The following is a 20,381-nucleotide window of genomic DNA, read 5'->3' on the forward strand; positions in this document are numbered from 1 at the left end:
AAAAAAGAGATCATGTTACATGGGGGAAAATGAAACATGTTGGAAGACCACGCAAAAATTGCTGCATTAATTAATCAAACAGGTGGAATCTCCGGACGTAAAAAACTTCAAAAAGCGGTCTATATCTTTCAAAGGCTTGGCTATCCTTTTCAGCAGATTTTTCACTTTCACTTCAGCGGACCTTATTCAGAAGAATTGTCGATTCAGCTTGAGGAATTATGTGATTTCGGATTTTTAATCGAAGATCGAGAGGATCGTAACGAAGAGGAAGAGACGTGCTTTTATCGGCTCTCAGAAGCCGGTGAAGGGTTTTTGACTCATTATAAAAATGTTCTGCCGACTGTGCGCAGGCTCACGGAGCAAGTCATGAACCAAAATACTTGGTTCCTTGAAGCGGTTGCCATTCTGCTTTACTTCGATTATCTGCCTCGAATTGAGGCTATCGAAAAAGCAAAGGCATTGAATAATGAATCAGTGGGGGAAAATTTGGAGCATGTGCTTGCCTTCATTGATGAACTTCACATGCTCCAATCTATTGAAATGCCCGTTTCACAATAAAACGGCGACAACTTTTGCTTGGCATGAAAATACAGAGAAAAAAGAAACTCGATTAAATACAGGCGGATGGCAAAAAGCCATCCGCCTGTTTAGGTTAATTCAGTTCGTCGAGTTGATTCAGTAGCTGCTTGAGTGCTTTAAGATCCTCTACATTCAGTGTAATACCTTTGCCCATTTTCTCTCCGTCCGGAGCCCAATCGCGCAAGTCGTATTTTGGTGCGCGTCCGTTCCAACTGATCATGTTCAGCTGTTTCGACCAACCGCTTGATGATTCGGTCAATTGTCCGATCTTCTTAACGATTTCAAACTGGATGCTGCTCATTTCCATATCCCCCAACGCGTAATGGTTCAATCAGGCAGACAGAGTGCTGCTGTTATAAAAGAATAAAATGCTCATGAAACCAAGACCCGCCGCTTAAAAGTTCATTGCTGTCGGCGATAATATGCGGCTCGCCCTCTTCGTCTTGCGTGATCAAATGGCCTTCGGTGTCTTGCTCAGCCATGTAAAAATTATTTACCTTAAAAAGCAGCCGTGTTTCAAAAAAATCAATGGGTACTTCAACCGTTTCTCCATACACACTTTTGATGCATCTCACCAAGATCATGCTTTACGAATCCTCCAGAAAACAAACATAGCTATGCCCGATAAGCTGGCAAACATACTGCGGCAAAACGCCTGAGTATGAGAAGGCTTCTCCGCATTCCGGGACACTCCTTCATTTAGAATAAGGGTTGTATCCGTATTTGGCAATGACTGAGATATCTGATCGTAAATGAGTTCGTGTGAGTTATCGGCATGAACGTGAAGGATTCAAGTATGCGTCTTTCATGCGCTTAGCCCAGCTCATGGGTGCCGACGAATCGTTCGCACATTCAGAACGAACGCGTGCTGCATAACTCAGCTGTTCATTGTTCCAGCGGGCTTCTGCATCGTGAAGTGCTTTTGCATAAACGGGCAATAAGCTGTGTTCATTGATGAACGTTCGCAATGCGTCAAACACGGCGTCCATTCTGCTGGCAAATTGACCGGAAACGTGGATGTGTGCTGCTTCATCCGATAACGCTTCCGCATCTTTTTGATCGGCTATAGTAAATGCGTCATAGTCAAGATGCGCACACCAAAGCAAATAAAGATGCATTAAATAAAGATCGTTTGGATTAATGCCTGTTCGATAAAGAGGGTTGAGATCAGCAATCCGTAACTCGACACGGCTGGCGTTTGGGCGGTTCGTAAGATCTTCAAAGCCATCTCCTTTAATCCGGACGAGTTGATAGAGTTCGCGAGGACTTTCAATCAGCCCTTGTTCAACAGCAGACCGGAGTGATTGAATGTATGCCTCCGGACTTGAATAATCAGGGTACACAGGATCAATATTTTTGTAGCCGTGTGCGCTTAGTCTCACCGATCGGTAACAGACAGACCCAATTTGTTCTGGGCTCGCCGCAAGCAGATGGACGAGAAAATAGCGATGACGGAGCGCTGCGGCGACAAGATTAAGATAGAAACGGCTGCGAGCGTCCGGACCTGCAAATAGATGTTCCGGAAAAGAAAAATTAAAATGAATACCGCAATAGAGTTGTTTCTTGCGTCCGTATTTCTTTGAAAGATAGATCCGATAGTCTGTTTTATCCTTGCCTTCCGATCCGAAATCAGCGATCGGAATCTGCTCTTCGGGTGGAAGCTGGGAAGGGGGAGCGCTCAGCGGCCAAAGCAGCTCATCACCAATACCTGCATAGACCGTTTTGGTCAATCGTTCTTCAAGGGCGAGCATTTCCTCAATGGACGATGCAACCGGCGTGACTAATTCAATTTGACTCTCTGAAAAATCAGTTGTGATCTCAGAATTGGTCAGCTTGCTGCCGAACACATGCGGATGCGGGGTCAGCGCAAGTGAGCCGCTTTTATCAATTCTCAAGTTCTCGCGCTCCAAGCCGAATTGTCCGCAGGCAGATAATTGAGCAATAGCGAATGGCCTTTTCATGCGCATAGTATTCCCTCTCATTCTTTAGTAAGCCTTTATGGTGTTATACTACTTTCGAGTCTATAGGATGCGGCATCATGATTCAATAATTTCGATTGGTGCGCCGCTACCTTTCTCAACACCCAGTTTATAATATATCTTAAATAATGCTTCAGCAGTGAAAAAGGTGTCCGGTCATGGTGCATTTCACTCAGTGAGCGCTGAGGACACCAATATGATAAAATAACCTCAGTGAGATTAATCACGTTTAGAAAGGGTGAACCATTTGGATATTTTTCATCAAGATGGTAAAAAATCAGGCTTTAATATAATTAAAGGCGATTCAACGAAGGGACACGGCGGTTTTGGTGCCGGATTAATTAACTTGGATAATATGTCTCCCGTTATCGTTGATGTCGAAGCAGGTACGGCCCAAGTTGATATTGGAGCGCTTCATGCCCGCAGTGATATTGAGCGGAGAATCCGTTTTTCAGCAAATAAAGAAGATCTTCAAGGCGGCGGGAAAAAGTACTGGCTCGTCTGGGTGAACACGGAAGTGACAAAAGACGGACCACGCTACTCAGGCGCCGCAGCTGCCGAAATGATCATTCACCGCGAAATTAAGCGCGGATATAAAGTACTCGCCGATCATGTGAATAAAATGGATAAAGCGCTCAAAGGCAAAGTTGTCCTTGATGAGATGGATGCTCAATCGAAAAAAGTACTCCGTGACTTTTTAATCAGTGTCGCGCCGAAGCAATGGGAACAGGCAAATCCTGAACTGAAAGCTCAGCTTAATGCCGAATAACGGCTGTCAAGATTAAAAATGCTGAATCAGCAGAATCCCAACGATCATCAACACGAGACCGGCGGCACGAGGTCCGTTCAACCGGTGCACAGCGACGCCGAACCAGCCGAAGTGGTCGACGATCATGGCGAGAATCATTTGTCCGCAAAGTACCGACACCACAGTTAATGCGGAGCCGAGTACCGGAAGCAGCAGAATATTGGATGTGACAAAGACGACGCCGAGCATGCCGCCCGTCCATATCCATTTCGGTGCACGCGGGATCATTTTCAGATCTACTTTTATCCTGTGATCGACGAGCAGCGTGAGCAATGCCAGAATACATGTCCCAATCGTGAATGAAATAAGCGAGGCAATAAATGGCGATTGAACGGCATAGCGGACCTGTGTATTTACTGATGTCTGAACAGGGGATGCCATTCCCGCAACTACTCCCCATAGGAGAAATAAGATACCAAGCAAATAGTTTCTTTGCTTCATGCTGTCTCCATTATCTTGCAGGCGACTCATCGTACTTGAATTGTTTTGTTGTTTCATGATGCTGTCTCCTTAGAATTTCTTGATTAAAAACACGCCGACGAACATACAGGCAATACCGATCAGGCGCGGAATATTCAATTCGTGCACAGGCACGTTGAACCAGCCGAATTGATCAATGGCGATCGCCATAATCATTTGCCCCACCAATGTAGCGACTACAGTCAAGGCTGCGCCAAGCCGTGGAAGCAGCAGGATATTTGTTGTCAAATAGAAGACGCCCAGTATGCCGCCCCCAATCCAGATCCACCACGGGTGAGTGAGGAAAGACTTCGCAGCGAAGGTCAGACGATGATCGATAGCAAGTGATAGGATCACTAAAGTCAGTGTCCCGGTGAAAAAAGAAATAAACGAAGCGAGAAATGGCGAACCGGCTTCTTTGCCAAGCCGAGAATTAATTGACGTCTGGACGGGTATAATGCCACCGGCAATTAAACCGCCAATTAAAAATAAAATGATCATTGTTGTGACCTCTCATCTTTTGCTTAATGGTCTAAGTATAAGAGAAGATCTTCGCAATTGAGAAATAAAATGAATTATGATTTGAAAAAAATTTTCAAATTCAAACAGAAACAGACCTTCTCGCGATTGAACGAAAAGGTCTGTTGGTTTATCGGAACCGTTTACTTGCCAGTGAACTGAAATAATTTCAAAGCTCGCATGACCGTGTTTATTTCCACCAATGAAACAAGCGGTCTAGAAAGCTGCGCTGCTTCTTCTGTTTTTGTTCAGGTTTTGATTTTGCCTGACCGCAATAGGCAGTGGGCTCGGTTCCTTTTATAAAATAGGTTGGCCGCCCGGTACAGCCCTTGCCGGCACGCAGCCCGCTTTTCGGATCAATGCTGACACTTACAACGCCTTTGGGCGGTCTGAACGAGTTCTTCGGCTTTCCCTCAAGCGCCGTCTCCATAAAGTGGCTCCAAATCGTTTTCGCATAGCCTGTGTCCGGGTATGTACTGATTGTTTCGCCTTGATCATAGCCGACCCACACGGTGGAGACCAGATCCGGTGTAAATCCTGCCATCCAGCTGTCCGTAGATGTCGAACCGGTTTTCGCGGCCATTTTATGGGTCAGCCATCCGGATACTTGGCTCCCGGTTACATGTGTGTACCCATTTAAACGACGATCAAAAATGCCGGTCATCATCTGGGACAGAACGAATGTGGTTTGCCGATTGAGTACCTGCTTTTTTGATGGCTCAGATTCATACAGGGTTCGTCCATTGGCATCGGTCACCTTTGTAATGAACGAAGGCTTCACACGTGCGCCTTGATTTGCGAGCGTTGCATAACCGCGGGCGAGTTCCAGGACACTGACCGGTTTTGAACCGAGCGCAAGTGACGGGATCGGTGCGAGTGCACTTGTAATGCCTGCCTGGCGAGCAGCCGCAACCATTTTTTGCATGCCAATGGCTAAATGGGTCTTAACGGCGAAGACATTGTCGGAAAGGGCAAGTGCTTGTTCCATCGTAATCGGCTTGTTGGCGTAATAACCGCCGAAATTATTCGGTGCGTAGCTCGCATGTCCGTTGTCAAAGGTGAACGCTGTCGGCGCGCTTTTTAAACGAGTTGCAGGCGTAAAGCCGTTGCGTAAAGCCGCGTAATACAGAAAAGGCTTGAATGCCGATCCGGGTGCGCGTTTTGCATTCGTTGCCCGGTTATAAGGACTGTTTTGATAGTTGCGCCCACCGACCATTGCCACAACTCCTCCGGTTTTAGGGTCCAATGCGACGAGAGCCGTTTGAAGTTTGGATTTGTCCGGAATGGTGTGATTGACCCAGAACTCGGCTGTTGCTTGTGTTTCGTTATCCAATGTTGTGTAGACCTTGAGGCCTCCGGATGCCAGCTCTTTTCGACTGATGTGAAGCTGCTCGGTCAGCTCATGCCGTACTGCATCCTGAAAATAGGGTGCTTTCTCCACGGTCTTCGCTTTTTTCTTCTGCGCAAGCTGCAGTGGCGATCGGAAGGCAATTTCCGCTCTCTTTTTTGTCAAGTATCCGGCCTTTACCATTGCATTTAAGACGACCTTTTGCCGACTTTTCGCCTGATTATAATTCTGAAACGGTGAATAAAGACTGGGACCATTCGGAATACCCGCAAGCATACTCGATTCGGCAAGGGACAGATCCTTTGCGCTTTTATTAAAATAGATCTGCGAGGCGGCTTCAATTCCGTAAGCACCGTGCCCATAATAGATCGTGTTTAAGTAGCCCTCCAAAATGTCTTTTTTCGATTCATTCATTTCCAGACGAACCGTGTAGAACATTTCGGAGAATTTACGCAGCCATGTTTTATCATTGGTTAAAAAAACATTTTTCGCATACTGCATCGTGATTGTACTTGCCCCTTGTGCTTTGCTGAAACTGCGCATGTCAATGAAAATGGATTGAGCGATTCGCCGGATATCGAATCCATGATGGCGGAAAAAACGCCGGTCCTCAATAGCGAGTGTCGCTAGTTTAATCGATGGGGCCATCTTGTCATTGTCGATCCATTCCTTATTGGTCGTATCCCATTTTCCAATATATTGGCCGCTATGGTCATAGAAAACAGCGGGACGGGCAACGGGAATGTCCATGGGCCCGGCAATCTTGGCAGATATGAGCAGCCCGACGAAACCAATCAGCAGGAGCAAGGGACAAAGTGCTGCGATTAAGAACGTCCATCGCGTAATCACATGCTTTCTTTTTCGGATCCTCATGTCAAAGTGCATCGATCAGTACCTCCTCAATCCGAAAAAGCAGGCAGCCTTGAGGTGCCGTGCGTGCTTTCAATTTTTAGTACTCATTATGGAAAAAGCGGCTGTATTCTAAACATTGAGTGGCATAAAGTGCAAATTAGAGTATAAATACAAGAAAAAAATAGAATCCTGGGAAAAATAGCGGGTTAACCTTGCTCACAGATAGTCAATCTTTTATAGTAGTATAAGTATGGAGACGAGCACGGATGAAGGAAGGCGGCCGCATGAAGACGCGCAATGCTGAAATCGTTTTTACAAGCCGGATGAGTGATCCGGGCGAATCGAACCGTCAGCAGAAAACGACCACAGTGGTTCGGGGAAAGGTTGGGGAAAGCGGATCCAGCCTTTATCTTGTCTTCAGTGCCAAGATCGCGGACGTTGGCCAGGCCGACTATACCATTCGAGTCAGCGGCAGCGAAGCGTTGATCTTGCGCAAAGGTGCTTTGCCGATGAGGCAGCCGCTCATGGTCGGGCAAACCATAGCAGGTACATACGACACGGAATATGGCCGCATGGAAACAAAGGCTGCCGCCGAAACCATTGATTCCATCACTGACTCTTCGGGTGATTCGGGATCAGTACGGATTGTCTATGCATTGAGCATTCAAGGACAATCGGTTGGGAGAATGACGCTCGACTATCATTATAGGGCCAGCTTATAAACGCGAGGGTAATTTCTTTTTTTGCCCTGTGCAACTATAGAAAACAATGCAAGTGATGCATCAGACGCAATTTTGGAGGTTATAGAGAATGACGATCGTGGAACAAGTCAAGAATCAGTTAAAGGAAGAAATTATAGAAGCAGTGGTCAAGGCGGGGCTTGCTGCACAAGAGCAGGTACCGGATGTTGTGCTTGAGGCACCGAAAGACAAAGCTCATGGGGACTTCGCAACGAATATGGCGATGCAGCTAGCGCGGATTGCGAAAAAGGCGCCGAGAAAGATTGCCGAAGAATTAATTGCAAGTTTTGATAAGAAAAAGGGACATATCCGCAAAATTGAAATTGCAGGACCGGGTTTCATCAACTTCTTCCTTGATAATCAATACTTGACGGATTTAATTCCAACAATTATTGAAGAAGGCGATGCGTACGGTGCATCGAATACCGGTGCAGGAAAGAAGATTCTTGTCGAATTTGTTTCTGCCAATCCGACCGGAAGTCTTCATCTGGGACATGGGCGAGGTGCGGCAGTCGGCGATGCGTTATGCAAGCTGCTGAACAAGGCCGGATATCAAGCGGTACCGGAATATTACATCAACGACGGCGGCAACCAAATCACAAATTTGGCGGTCTCACTTGAAGCGCGGTATCTCCAGCAATTGGGGCAGAGTGCAGAAATCCCGGAAAACGGTTATCACGGTAAAGACATTATTGACTTGGCGAAACGGCTCGTCGAAGAATACGGCGATTCATTATCAGCAAAACCGGAGGAAGAGCGCATGCGTTTCTTCCGCAACTTCGGCGTCGAACATCTTATGGGCGGAATCAAAAAGGATCTTGCAGATTTCCGTGTCCATTTTGATAAATGGTTTTCTGAACGTTCTTTGTATGAGGATAATAAAGTTGAAGCTGTGCTCGATTATTTGAAAAATAAGGGCGAAACTTATGAAAAGGACGGCGCTTTGTGGCTGAAAACCACTGAATACGGTGATGACAAGGATCGCGTACTCGTCAAATCGGACGGCAGCTATACTTACTTTACACCGGACATTGCCTACCATAAAGATAAGCTTGATCGCGGCTTTGAACAGCTGATTGATGTACTCGGTGCAGATCACCATGGTTATGTGCCGCGTCTGAAGGCAGCCATTCAATCGCTTGGCTACAACCCGGATCAATTAACCGTCCAGATCATTCAGCTTGTGAATTTATTTAAGGACGGAGAAAAGGTCAAAATGAGCAAGCGTACAGGCAAAGCAGTGACGATGCGCGAACTGATGGAGGATGTCGGTGTCGATGCCGCACGCTACTTCTTTGCTATGCGCAGCTCGGACAGCCATCTTGATTTCGATCTTGATTTGGCTATTTCTCATTCAAATGAAAATCCGGTTTACTATGTGCAGTACGCCTATGCACGCATCACGAGTATGCTGAAACGTGCGGAAGACTTTGAGCATGACAATGTCGCAGAACTTGACTTGAATCTGCTCTCAGGTGAAAAAGAAATTGATCTGTTGAAGAAACTTGGCGATTTCCCTGCGGTTGTTGCGGACAGTGCGCAAAAATTGTCAATCCAGCATATTCCTGCCTACTTATTTGAACTTGCTTCATATCTGCACAGCTTCTACAATGCAGAGAAGGTGCTCGATGAAAATAATGTGCCGCTCAGCAAGGCTAGAGTTGCTTTAATGAAAGCCGTTCGCACGACATTGAAGAACGGAATGGAATTGATCGGTGTACATGCTCCGGAAAAAATGTAATGACGAAATAGAGAAAACAGCCTCCCGTTTTAATCGGGGGGCTGTTTTTTCTCACATAAATTAAGAAAGTATATGATTCTGACCCGTATTCAAACTAATCACCAGTGTCTTGGACGAGAATCAAAGCGGAGGTGCGAGACGCCAGCGGTCGCGCTCAGTTGATGCGAGAAACCGAAGCGATGATTCCCCAATGTAGTTCACAAAAAGAAGCTGAGCCAGCCGCTGCAATATGAGGAAAGTTTAGCGAGCGGGGATCGTTTTCTTATTTGTTCGTAGGTAACGGCAATCGATTTATCTTCTATTTCTTTTTCAACATTATGGAGTACATGATGGACGAGACTGGGATCATCTGTAAATCCGGAAAGTTCACCATTCCAAAAAAGACTTCTCCGATCGAAATTGGCAGTACCCAAATAGCAGCGATTACGATCAATGACAAAGAGCTTTGAATGGTAAAAGCCTTGATAAAAATGGTAAAGTTTAGCGCCTCTTTGAACAAGTGGTTCAAGATATAGAAATGAAGCTGGTTGAACAAGCGGGTGATCTTTTTTCTGTGGCAATAAAATCGTCACTGCTACGCCATTTTTCATCCGATCAAGGAGCACATTGAGCAGTCTTTTGCTTGGCACAAAATAAGGAGATGCGATAAGAATGGATGTATGAGCACTCCCTAGCTCTTTTGCAAAGCAATCTTCTAGCTGTTTGCCGTCCGTTCCAATTAAAGTCAAGGGACTGGGTCCTTTAGTGACGTTTGGAAAATAAGCATCATTGTTTTGAAGATCTTTCTTTGATGCTTGTGTCCAGTCTTCAATAAACAAGCGCTGAAGGACAGAAACGCTTTCGCCTTCTATTTTCAGGTGATTATCATGCCATGGTCCCATTTTCGGATTACGTCCGATATAATCGCGACTGACATTAAAACCGCCAAAATAGCCGATCTTTCCGTCAATGATCATCAATTTTCGGTGATTGCGGCGATTCAAGAAGTAAAAAGTAAAAGGGAACACTGGCTTTTCTGAGAAGGCAAGCTGCACACCTGCATGAGCCAGCTCAGCTCTTTTTTTTCGTAGCGCGAAGCTGCTCAGTGCGTCGACAAGTAACCGCACTTCGACGCCTTCTTCAGCCTTCTTCTTTAAAAGCTCAAGCCATTCGTTGCCCACTTCATCGGCGATAAATATAAAAAAGGAGAGATGAATGTGGTGCTTGGCACTTTCAATACTTTGCTTCATTTCTCTAAAGAGTTCGTGACCATTTGTGAAATAACGGAATTGGTTGAAGCCTGCAATCGGCTTACGTTCGGAAATCAATGGCCTTTTTACTTTTAATCCTATGCGTATATCAACCAAAATAGCGGCAGAAATGAGAACAACAAGTACAAGAATGATGATGAGCATTGCCGATAAAAAATACATGCAGGATCCCCCGATCAAATGAGACGCGAATTGGCGTCGGTCTTAACTTATAATATATCCCAAATTTGCCGATGTATCGGATGGATTCTCTATTTAGGAGGATTTGTTGCAAACAGATGATAAAATGGAGAATACACAATGAATTTTATGCCAAGACTTGATTTTAATCGGGGAACAGACTATTGTATTTATTGTATAACTTTATAATGAGTCTCAGTGTGCGTTTTGCTAAAGCGCCTCACCAAATAGATTTTTTTGGACAGAGATTTGCGGAATCTTTTTAAGCATGCGGATGTTGTGTTATCGACGAGTATTGATACAAGGAAAGGATGTTTCCATTGACAGAACACGTGGTTGAAAAAGCAAAGGTTGATCAGTTCTATAATATATTGGCACAAGGCAAAGAACCGAAAACCTTCTATGAACTGACCGACTTGGTTTATAAAAAAGGCGAAATTGAGGCGGATGGCGGCGAGTCACTCGCACGTCTCTACACAACTCTGATTCTCGACGGTCGTTTTCTGAGTGTTGGTCACAATCTATGGGCACTTCGCAATTGGTATCCATTGGAACAGCGTGAAGATGATATTGCGAAAACGCTTGGCGACAGCCATCATGAAAAGCATAAGGTAGCAGAAGACGGCTTTGACGATTATGATGATGAAGATGACGAGGATGATTTGGATGTGGACGACACAGACGATGATTCCGATGATGACGACGATTATGAAGACGACGATGTAAAGCGCATTAAGAAGAACGCAATTATTGACGAAGACGATGAATAATTGACTGCTTTTTAACACCGCCGGATGCAGGTCATTTTTTCCTGCAACGTACCCTTGATTCGACCGATTAAGTTTGTTAGAATTGCAAAGGGCGACAAATAGAATCGAATTTTAAAGCAAAAGCGAGCCCTCCGAAAGGGGAGCGTACCGCTTTTGCTTTTTTACAAAAAAAGGCAAGAAAAACCGGTCGAAAATGGTCGAATGTGATCGTAATGAAGACCCCTTGCCGTAATGACTCATCGCTTTACGAGCCACTGGACTTTACCAAGCTTTTTATTGATAAGGGGGAAATCATCAAGGATGACGAAGTACATTTTTGTGACCGGAGGCGTTGTTTCGTCTCTCGGAAAAGGAATTACAGCAGCCTCGCTTGGGCGCCTTTTGAAAAATCGCGGACTGAGTGTGACCATTCAGAAATTTGATCCATATATTAACGTGGATCCCGGCACAATGAGCCCGTATCAGCATGGTGAAGTGTTTGTTACTGATGACGGAGCTGAAACAGATCTGGACCTTGGACACTATGAACGGTTCATTGATATCAATTTAAATAAAAACAGCAACGTCACGACAGGAAAGATTTACTCGACGGTTTTAAAAAGAGAGCGGCGAGGCGATTATTTGGGCGGAACGGTTCAAGTCATTCCGCATATTACAAATGAAATTAAAGATCGCGTTTTCCGTGCGGGCAAAACGACAGGAGCCGATGTGGTTATTACTGAAATCGGCGGTACGGTCGGTGACATTGAAAGTTTGCCGTTCCTTGAGGCGATCCGGCAAATCAAGAGCAACGTCGGTGTGGATAATGTTCTCTATATTCACTGCACCCTGATCCCTTATCTAAAGGCAGCCGGCGAGATGAAAACAAAGCCGACACAGCATAGTGTGAAAGAGTTGCGCAGTCTCGGTATTCAGCCGAATGTGATCGTCGTTCGAACTGAACTGCCGATCTCAGAAGAGATGAAGGCGAAGCTCGCACTGTTCTGCGATATTGACAAAGATGCGGTCATTGAAGCAAGGGATGCAGAAACACTTTATCAGGTGCCTTTGCAGTTGCAGGATCAGCACTTGGACGATATCGTCTGCGAGAAATTGCAATTGCCGAACGGCGAAGCGGATATGAGTCAGTGGCATGATCTTGTGGACAAGGTCCTTCATCCGAAAAAACATGTGAAAATCGGATTGGTCGGCAAATATGTAGAGCTTCAGGATGCATATATTTCGGTCGTCGAGGCGCTTAAACACGGCGGCTACAGCTTCGGTACTGAAGTGAAGGTTCAATACATTAATTCCGAAGATTTGCTGCCGGACAATGTAGAGGAACAATTGAAGGATTGCCAAGGCATTATCGTGCCTGGCGGATTCGGTGATCGCGGCATTGAAGGAAAAATTTTGGCGATTCAATACGCACGTGAACACAAGGTTCCGTTCTTCGGAATCTGCCTCGGCATGCAGCTGGCAACCATTGAATTTGCCCGTCATGTTCTGAAATTAAGCGGTGCTGATTCTGCAGAATTCAATCAGGATGCCGAGGAGGCAATCATTGATCTTCTGCCGGAACAAAAGGATATCGAGGATATGGGCGGCACGCTGCGTCTAGGTCTTTATCCATGCAAAATTGTCAAGGATACAAAGGTTTATACGGCTTACAATAAAGAAATCATTTATCAGCGTCATCGCCATCGTTATGAGTTTAATAACCAATACCGTGAACAAATGGCGGAACAAGGCATGGTATTCTCCGGACTAAGCCCGGATAACCATCTTGTTGAAATGATCGAACTGAAGGATCATCCGTGGTTTGTCGCATGTCAATTCCATCCGGAATTCAAATCGCGTCCGACCCGTCCGGAACCGCTGTTCCATGACTTTATCAAGGCTTCTTTGGAAAATGAAAAATAACATAAGATAAAATGAAAAATTGGCTGCCCCGTAAAAAACGGGGCAGCTTTTTTACATAAATGCAGTTGCAATCCGCTTCAATGTGGTCGAAACGGATCAAGACTAATTAAAAGAAGGAAAAAGCAGTTTCATAAAGAAATGATATATAAAACGGTTAATGAAATGAATGAACGAAGGAGGGCATTGTAATGAGTAAACAAGACGCAGTATACGCTTCAAAAAATGTAAATGAAATTATGGTTGTTGATGATCAGCCAGGCATTCGAATGCTCCTGCGAGAAGTATTTAAGCAAACGGACTACCAAATTGTGACTGCGGCGAATGGCGAACAGGCACTGGAACTACTGAAAAAAGAGGATTTGCAGCTGGTTTTGCTGGACATGAAAATTCCGAAGATGAATGGCCTGGAAATTTTGCACAAAATAAAGGATCTAAAACCGGAAGTGAAAGTAATCATTATGACTGCTTATGGCGAAATTACGATGGTTCAGGAGGCATTGAGGAGCGGTGCAGTCGCCCATTTTACCAAACCGTTTGATCTCCATGAACTTATCGCTACGGTTGAAAAAGAATGTCCAAATCGCAATTAGGGAGTCTGAAGCAGGCAAGCCCTCAAGACAGTCGTACACACAGACATAAATGATTGGTTATGCTATAATGCTAACAGAATCGTTTATTTCGAACGGCATCCTCATCATTGTTCACTTTATTTTTTATTAAATAAAGATCATTTCTTTCACTCTGTACATATAATGATTTTGTCCGTTTGTTTTCACGCATAAGTTTCCAATAGGCACTTTTTAAAATGATGTAAAAGGAAAAGGAAGTATTCTGACCATGGATAAATTACTTATTGAAGGCGGCACACGTTTAAATGGAACCGTTCAAATAAGCGGTGCAAAAAATAGTGCTGTCGCATTAATTCCGGCCACCATTCTTGCTGATTCACCGGTCACTATTGACCAGCTTCCCGATATTTCTGATGTGCGCACGCTATGCAAGCTCTTGCGTGAGATTGGCGGAACGGTATCCTTTGAAGACCATACGTTTACTGTCGATCCGAGGAAGATGGTGGACATGCCGTTGCCGAACGGCTCGGTAAAACGATTACGTGCTTCTTACTATTTGATGGGAGCCATGCTCGGCAGATTTCACAAAGCGGTGATCGGTCTTCCCGGCGGATGCAATTTGGGTCCGCGTCCTATTGATCAGCATATTAAAGGATTTGAAGCGCTCGGAGCGAAGGTAACAAACGAACGCGGTGCTATTTATTTGCGTGCAGAATCCTTACATGGTGCGCGTATCTACCTTGATGTTGTCAGTGTCGGTGCGACGATCAATATTATGCTGGCCGCAGTCAAGGCTGAAGGGCAGACGATCATTGAGAATGCGGCAAAAGAACCGGAAATTATTGATGTAGCAACGCTTCTGACCAGCATGGGTGCAAAAATCAAAGGGGCAGGCACAGATGTGATTCGTGTTGAAGGCGTGCAGGAACTGCATGGATGTAGGCATATGATCATTCCGGATCGCATTGAAGCAGGGACATTCATGATTATCGGTGCTGCAGGGGCCGATCATTTGTTGATCGATAATGTTATCCCTCAGCATGTTGAATCACTCACGGCGAAACTGAGAGAAATGGGCGTTGAGGTTCAAGTTGGAGAGGATCAAATTCTGATTTCGAGGAGCGAGAGTCGCCTGAAGAATGCAGATGTCAAAACGCTGGTCTATCCCGGCTTTCCTACGGATCTGCAACAGCCCCTGACCAGCTTGCTGACCCAGGCGGCAGGAACCAGCATTATTACGGATACAATCTATGGTGCGCGGTTCAAACACATCGACGAATTACGGCGAATGGGTGCCAATGTTAAGGTGGAAGGGCGCTCGGCCATTTTGAGCGGTCCGTCGGATCTCGAGGGTGCTAAGGTACGCGCTACCGACTTGAGAGCAGGCGCATCTCTGGTCATTGCCGGACTAATGGCTAAAGGAATTACGGAGATTGTCGGCGTGGAGCATATTGATCGGGGCTACGATCACATTGTGGAGAAATTGCGCAGCATTGGTGCAAATATTTGGCGGGAGCCTCTGCTCGAAGCCGAGGCGAGAGAAAGTCTTAAGGAACAAGAATAACCGTGAACAAAAGGATCCGCACGGGAAGCTTTATACGTTTGCCTTGCGGGTTTCTTTTTTACATAAATAGGAACCAGTAGATGCTCAGCGGTACAATTGTAAGTTTAGGCCTATCTCATTTTAAAAAAACTCGGATTTGTCACTTTTTTTCGTTAGCCTCTAATGAAATGCACGACTAATGGTTGATAAAAAGGGTATAATATGTTAATAATGAGATAGAATATTTTTATAATAATTTATAACGGTAATAAAAAAATATTGTTTCCAGTTTTTTTGAAAAATTACACTATTTTAAGGAAACTGTGCTATTGTTCGCGAAGGATTGAAATCGCTCAACTGGCTGTGTCAAGCTGTTTCATACTAAATTCCTCCCCCCCTCTAGATGCACAGTTCTGTGCAATTTTCGGATTAATTCTTTTTTAAGAAAGATCATTTATGATTAACGCAAGATAGAGCTCTGCGTTTGATATAGCGAGGATAAATTTTAAAAAAGCGTGGTGTGAGAATGCCGATTACATTAGCAGAATTAGAAAATATGAAACTCAAAGAATTATATGAGCATGCGAAAGAGTTTAAAGTATCTTATTATAGTAAATTGAATAAGAGAGAATTGATTTTCTCGATTTTAAAAAAACAGGCAGAAAAAGACGGTTTGTCTCTCATGGAGGGTGTTCTTGAAATTATTCCCACTGAGGGTTTCGGCTTTTTGCGTCCGATTAATTACTCGCCAAGCTCTGAGGATATTTACATTTCAGCTTCGCAAATCAGACGTTTTGATTTGCGTAATGGAGATAAAGTCACAGGCAAGGTACGTCCTCCAAAAGAAAATGAACGCTATTTCGGATTGTTGAGGGTTGAAGCAGTTAATGGAGAAAATCCGGATACCGCGAAGGAACGTGTGCACTTCCCAGCATTGACACCGCTCTATCCGAATCGGCATATGGTGCTTGAGACAACAGAGGAAGACTTTTCAACGCGCATCATCGATATGATTTCCCCGGTCGGCTTTGGGCAACGAGGAATGATTGTCGCACCGCCGAAAGCCGGCAAGACAACATTGCTCAAATCAATTGCGAACAGTATTACTGTCAATTACCCGGAAGTCGAACTCATTGTTCTGCTCGTTGATGAACGTCCGGAAGAAGTAACGGATATTGAACGTTCTGTAAAAGGCGATGTGGTCAGCTCAACCTTTGACGAAGTGCCGGAAAACCATGTGAAGGTATCAGAGCTTGTTCTTGAACGGGCAATGCGGTTGGTGGAACATAAACGAGATGTGGTTATCTTGATGGACAGTCTGACCCGTCTCGCCCGTGCGTATAACCTAGTTATTCCGCCAAGCGGCCGAACACTTTCCGGTGGTATTGATCCGGCTGCTTTCCACAAACCAAAGAAATTTTTCGGTGCTGCGCGGAACATTGAAGAAGGCGGGAGCCTGACCATTCTGGCTACTGCGTTAGTCGACACAGGATCGCGTATGGATGATGTTATTTATGAGGAATTTAAAGGGACGGGCAACATGGAGCTGCATCTTGATCGGCGTCTTGCCGAACGAAGAATTTTCCCGGCTATTGATATTCGTCGTTCCAGTACACGTAAAGAAGAGCTGCTTGTTGATCGCGATCATTTGGATAAACTTTGGACGATGCGCAAAACAATGGATGAATCCTCCGATTTTGTGGAACATTTTTACAAGAGAATCCGTGAAACGAAATCAAATCAGGAATTCTTCGATATTTTCGATAAAGAGAAAAAAGGCAGTCTGCAGTCTAAATAAGGACATTTGTTTAGACTGGATCCTCTGAATTGTTGTTGAAACCCCATTTGGAGCATCACTCTCTTGCAAGAATTCGGCTTGCAAACACTGCATACGCCTGTTATAATACTCGTTGTGCATTATGCTATTGAACGCAATAAGACTCTGGTTTGAAAGAATAATCAGGGCGCAAAGGAGATGAATGAGATGAAAGCAGGCATCCATCCTGACTATCACAAGGTTGTATTTATGGACGCAAGTACTGGTTTTAAATTTTTGAGCGGTTCAACGAAGAAATCGAATCAAACGGTTAAATGGGAAGACGGAAACGAATACCCATTGATTACTGTCGAAATCAGTTCCGATTCGCATCCATTCTACACTGGCCGTCAGAAATTCGCTGACAAAGGCGGACGTGTCGATCGGTTTAAACAGAAATATAATCTTAAATAAGATTCGTTTGAAGTCCAGAGAGAAAACGGCATGTTCCGATGCGATGCAAATGGTGCGGAATTGGCCGTTTTTGTTTTTTTGGACAAGTTAATCATACATGATCAGCGGCAGGCAGGGTTATTCTGCCTGCTTTTTTCATTAATGAACAATAGGAATTATGAAAGGACGAACAAGGCATGGCTCAACTTTTCTTTAAATACGGTGCAATGAACAGTGGAAAATCAATTGAAATTATCAAGGTTGCCCATAACTATGAGGAACAAGGCAAATCCGTCTTGTTGTTTACTTCCGGAGTTGATAATCGTGATGAGGTGGGATCAATCTCAAGCCGAATCGGCTTTAAAAGACGTGCAATCCCCATTTTTAATACCACGAATGTTTTTACTGAAGTGAGCGACTATCAGTCGCGTCCTCACTGTGTACTTATTGACGAGGTCCAGTTTTTGTCTAAGGAGCATGTGCTTCAGCTTGCAAAAATTGTTGATCAATTACATATCCCGGTGATGGGCTTCGGACTCAAAAACGATTTCCGTAATGAATTGTTTGAAGGCAGCAAATACATGTTGCTTTACGCGGATAAAATAGAAGAGATGAAAACGATTTGCTGGTTCTGTGAACGAAAGGCGACCATGAATCTTCGTATTGACGGAGAAGGGAAGCCTGTTTATACAGGAGATCAGATCCAGATCGGCGGTAATGAAAGCTACTATCCGGTTTGCCGCCATTGCTACAGCCATCCTCCGATCATATGATCCGAACCCTTTGCCGATTCCAATGATCTGACGTTTATCAGGCGCAGTCCTTTTTGGTTTGTTTAAAGGGAATGTTAATGGATCCGTACAGTCGACTTGTGATCCATCACTGAAACTCAGGTATTATGATAATATAATAAGGGAAAGAAAAACGGACGGATATGAGCGACGCATAAATGGCGGGGTGGATGAAATGTTTGAACGGTTACAGTCCATGGAAGACCGATATGAAAAGTTAAATCAGCTGCTGGCTGATCCGAATGTAATCGGTGATCCAGCTAAATTACGCAAGTATTCTAAGGAGCAGTCGGATTTACAAGACATTGTTACGGTCTATCATAAATATAAAGCTACGATTGCGGAGCTGGCGGATGCTAAATCGATGCTTGAAGAGCAATTGGATGAGAGCATGAAAGGCATGGTTCACGATGAGATCAGCCGTCTTGAACAGGATCAGGAACATCTTCAGGAAGAGTTAAAACAGAAGCTCATTCCCAAGGATCCCAATGATGACCGAAATGTTATTCTTGAAATACGTGCTGCTGCTGGAGGCGATGAGGCTGCACTTTTTGCCGGTGACTTGTTCCGAATGTACTCACGTTATGCCGAACAGCAAGGCTGGAAAACCGAGGTCATTGATGCTAGTCCAAATGAAATTGGCGGGTATAAAGAAATTGTATGTATGATCTCGGGAAAAGGAGCTTTTTCGAAACTGAAGTATGAGAATGGAGCGCAGCGCGTGCAGCGCGTTCCGGAAACTGAATCGGGTGGACGAATTCATACGTCGACGGCGACAGTAGCCGTTTTACCGGAAGCTCAAGAGGTCGAAGTTGAATTGAATGATAAGGATATTCGCGTTGATCGATTTGCTTCAAGCGGGCCGGGCGGGCAAAGTGTCAACACAACGATGTCGGCAATCCGTCTGACACATATACCAACCGGTATTGTTGTCTCTTGTCAGGAGGAACGGTCTCAGATTAAAAATAAAGAAAAAGCAATGAAAGTGCTGCGCGCACGTGTTTATGACAAGTATCAAAAAGAAGCACAGGCGGAATACGATTCAACAAGAAGGTCTGCTGTCGGAACCGGGGATCGTTCGGAACGGATTCGTACCTACAATTTTTCACAGAATCGTGTGACGGATCACCGCATCGGTTTGACGATCCATCAGCTGGACCAAGTGTTAAACGGCAAACTCGATGATATCATTCATGCGCTGATCTTGAATGATCAGGAAAAGAAAATGGAACAGGCGGATGCCGGGTGACTGAAAAAAGATACGAACTGCTGAAGTGGGCATCCTCTTATTTGAATGCACACCACCGAGATGAAAATATAGGAGAAATACTGCTCTGCGCACGCCTTGGTCTTTCAAGAACGGACCTTATTGCGGATGCAAGGGAAAATGTCGCTAACGAGGATGCAGCGTGGATCCGAAGCAGGGTCGAAGATCATGTGCTGCATGGGACCCCCGTCCAATACATGATTGGATCAGCGCCTTTCTATGGCCGAACATTTAAAGTCACACCGGATGTGCTGATTCCACGCCAGGAGACTGAGGAACTGATTTGGCGTGTCGGCCAATGGGCGAATCGCTATGCAGCAGATTTGAGACAGCCGTCCGTTTGTGATATCGGTACCGGAAGCGGTGCAATTGCGATTACGCTGGCACTTGAGCATCCGGATTGGCATGTTTCTGCCGTTGATATTTCAGAGAAGGCTTTGAATGTTGCAAGAGAAAATGCGGCTGCGCTAGGCGCACATGTAGAGTTCAGACACGGAAATCTGCTTAGTCCGTTGCAGGGGGAATCATTCGATTTTCTGGTTTCTAATCCGCCGTATATTACTCAGCAGGAAATGAGTGAACTGGATGACACTGTAGGGGACTATGAACCGCATTTAGCGTTGTTCGGCGGGGAAGACGGCTTAGATTTTTACCGGCAAATTATTGATGCACTGCCCTCGGTTTTCGGACATGCCCATACTTTTATCACGGCCTTTGAAATTGGTGCCACTCAAGGTCAGGCTGTCGCTGATCTGATTCGTCATAAATTTTCTGATCAAATTGAGGCACTGTCAGTAGAAAAGGATATTGCCGGATGTGAACGCAATGTCATGGCAGCCCTGAAAAATTTGTCGCATGAATAAATTGAGTACCTG

The 20,381-nt window shown here is 44.9% G+C and carries 20 protein-coding genes; 13 read left to right on the forward strand and 7 right to left on the reverse strand.

Features of this window, described 5'->3' with window-relative positions; translation table 11 throughout:
• Positions 1-36: 36 nt before the first annotated feature.
• Positions 37-558: a YwgA family protein gene (locus NOM01_RS12205; RefSeq protein WP_255748761.1), complete on the forward strand. Its 522-nt coding sequence runs from the start codon at positions 37-39 to the stop codon at positions 556-558.
• Positions 559-652: 94 nt separating this feature from the next.
• On the opposite strand, the gene NOM01_RS12210 is transcribed toward NOM01_RS12205, so the two are convergent.
• The 3 genes from NOM01_RS12210 to NOM01_RS12220 form a co-directional block, all read right to left on the reverse strand.
• Positions 653-880, reverse strand: coding sequence for a YdbC family protein (locus NOM01_RS12210; protein WP_255748762.1), 228 nt, complete (start codon positions 878-880; stop codon positions 653-655).
• Positions 881-932: 52 nt separating this feature from the next.
• A complete protein-coding gene (locus NOM01_RS12215) occupies positions 933-1,163 on the reverse strand; it encodes a hypothetical protein (RefSeq protein ID WP_255748763.1) in 231 nt (76 codons plus the stop codon).
• A gap of 183 nt (positions 1,164-1,346) precedes the next feature.
• Positions 1,347-2,546, reverse strand: a complete 1,200-nt coding sequence (locus tag NOM01_RS12220; protein WP_255748764.1) for a glutathione synthase — start codon at positions 2,544-2,546, stop codon at positions 1,347-1,349.
• Positions 2,547-2,796: 250 nt separating this feature from the next.
• Here NOM01_RS12220 and NOM01_RS12225 point away from each other — a divergent pair, with 250 nt between their 5' ends.
• Entirely contained in the window at positions 2,797-3,327 is a 531-nt protein-coding gene (locus NOM01_RS12225; protein ID WP_255748765.1) for a YwhD family protein, read from the forward strand.
• A gap of 12 nt (positions 3,328-3,339) precedes the next feature.
• Here NOM01_RS12225 and NOM01_RS12230 read toward each other — a convergent pair whose 3' ends face one another.
• The 3 genes from NOM01_RS12230 to NOM01_RS12240 all read right to left on the reverse strand — a co-directional run bounded on the left by NOM01_RS12230 (position 3,340) and on the right by NOM01_RS12240 (position 6,577).
• Positions 3,340-3,807, reverse strand: coding sequence for a DMT family transporter (locus NOM01_RS12230; protein WP_255748832.1), 468 nt, complete (start codon positions 3,805-3,807; stop codon positions 3,340-3,342).
• A gap of 69 nt (positions 3,808-3,876) precedes the next feature.
• A complete protein-coding gene (locus NOM01_RS12235) occupies positions 3,877-4,326 on the reverse strand; it encodes a DMT family transporter (RefSeq protein WP_255748766.1) in 450 nt (149 codons plus the stop codon).
• Between the two features lie 208 nt (positions 4,327-4,534).
• Positions 4,535-6,577 carry a transglycosylase domain-containing protein gene (locus NOM01_RS12240; RefSeq protein WP_255748767.1) on the reverse strand — a complete coding sequence of 681 codons (2,043 nt, stop codon included), beginning with the start codon at positions 6,575-6,577 and terminating at the stop codon, positions 4,535-4,537.
• 233 nt (positions 6,578-6,810) lie between these two features.
• On the opposite strand from NOM01_RS12240, the gene NOM01_RS12245 reads away from it, so the two are divergent.
• Positions 6,811-7,266 carry a YwiB family protein gene (locus tag NOM01_RS12245; RefSeq protein WP_255748768.1) on the forward strand — a complete coding sequence of 152 codons (456 nt, stop codon included), beginning with the start codon at positions 6,811-6,813 and terminating at the stop codon, positions 7,264-7,266.
• 88 nt (positions 7,267-7,354) lie between these two features.
• Positions 7,355-9,025 carry an arginine--tRNA ligase gene (gene argS, locus NOM01_RS12250; protein WP_255748769.1) on the forward strand — a complete coding sequence of 557 codons (1,671 nt, stop codon included), beginning with the start codon at positions 7,355-7,357 and terminating at the stop codon, positions 9,023-9,025.
• 197 nt (positions 9,026-9,222) lie between these two features.
• Here the strand turns inward: argS and NOM01_RS12255 are convergent, their stop codons facing one another.
• A complete protein-coding gene (locus NOM01_RS12255) occupies positions 9,223-10,437 on the reverse strand; it encodes a phospholipase D-like domain-containing protein (protein WP_255748770.1) in 1,215 nt (404 codons plus the stop codon).
• A 329-nt stretch (positions 10,438-10,766) separates the two neighbouring features.
• On the opposite strand from NOM01_RS12255, the gene rpoE reads away from it, so the two are divergent.
• The 9 genes from rpoE to prmC all read left to right on the forward strand — a co-directional run bounded on the left by rpoE (position 10,767) and on the right by prmC (position 20,369).
• Positions 10,767-11,225 carry a DNA-directed RNA polymerase subunit delta gene (gene rpoE, locus NOM01_RS12260; protein ID WP_255748771.1) on the forward strand — a complete coding sequence of 153 codons (459 nt, stop codon included), beginning with the start codon at positions 10,767-10,769 and terminating at the stop codon, positions 11,223-11,225.
• Positions 11,226-11,525: 300 nt separating this feature from the next.
• Positions 11,526-13,127 (forward strand): CTP synthase, encoded by a 1,602-nt coding sequence (locus tag NOM01_RS12265; RefSeq protein ID WP_255748772.1) that lies wholly within the window; start codon positions 11,526-11,528, stop codon positions 13,125-13,127.
• 188 nt (positions 13,128-13,315) lie between these two features.
• The gene (locus NOM01_RS12270) at positions 13,316-13,717 is read left to right on the forward strand and encodes a response regulator (protein ID WP_255748773.1); all 402 of its coding nucleotides are present in this window, start codon (positions 13,316-13,318) and stop codon (positions 13,715-13,717) included.
• Between the two features lie 247 nt (positions 13,718-13,964).
• The gene (locus NOM01_RS12275; protein WP_255748774.1) at positions 13,965-15,260 is read left to right on the forward strand and encodes a UDP-N-acetylglucosamine 1-carboxyvinyltransferase; all 1,296 of its coding nucleotides are present in this window, start codon (positions 13,965-13,967) and stop codon (positions 15,258-15,260) included.
• 505 nt (positions 15,261-15,765) lie between these two features.
• Positions 15,766-17,037: a transcription termination factor Rho gene (gene rho, locus NOM01_RS12280; protein WP_255748775.1), complete on the forward strand. Its 1,272-nt coding sequence runs from the start codon at positions 15,766-15,768 to the stop codon at positions 17,035-17,037.
• Between the two features lie 186 nt (positions 17,038-17,223).
• Positions 17,224-17,469 (forward strand): type B 50S ribosomal protein L31, encoded by a 246-nt coding sequence (locus NOM01_RS12285; protein ID WP_255748776.1) that lies wholly within the window; start codon positions 17,224-17,226, stop codon positions 17,467-17,469.
• A gap of 176 nt (positions 17,470-17,645) precedes the next feature.
• Positions 17,646-18,221: a thymidine kinase gene (locus tag NOM01_RS12290; protein ID WP_255748777.1), complete on the forward strand. Its 576-nt coding sequence runs from the start codon at positions 17,646-17,648 to the stop codon at positions 18,219-18,221.
• A 193-nt stretch (positions 18,222-18,414) separates the two neighbouring features.
• Complete coding sequence (prfA, locus tag NOM01_RS12295) at positions 18,415-19,488, forward strand: peptide chain release factor 1 (protein ID WP_255748778.1); 1,074 nt, start codon at positions 18,415-18,417, stop codon at positions 19,486-19,488.
• Entirely contained in the window at positions 19,485-20,369 is an 885-nt protein-coding gene (prmC, locus tag NOM01_RS12300) for a peptide chain release factor N(5)-glutamine methyltransferase (protein WP_255748779.1), read from the forward strand. Before prfA ends, prmC begins: the two co-directional genes overlap by 4 nt.
• Positions 20,370-20,381 lie beyond the last annotated feature (12 nt).

Source organism: Sporolactobacillus sp. STSJ-5 (assembly GCF_024385605.1).
Classification (GTDB): domain Bacteria; phylum Bacillota; class Bacilli; order Bacillales; family Sporolactobacillaceae; genus Sporolactobacillus.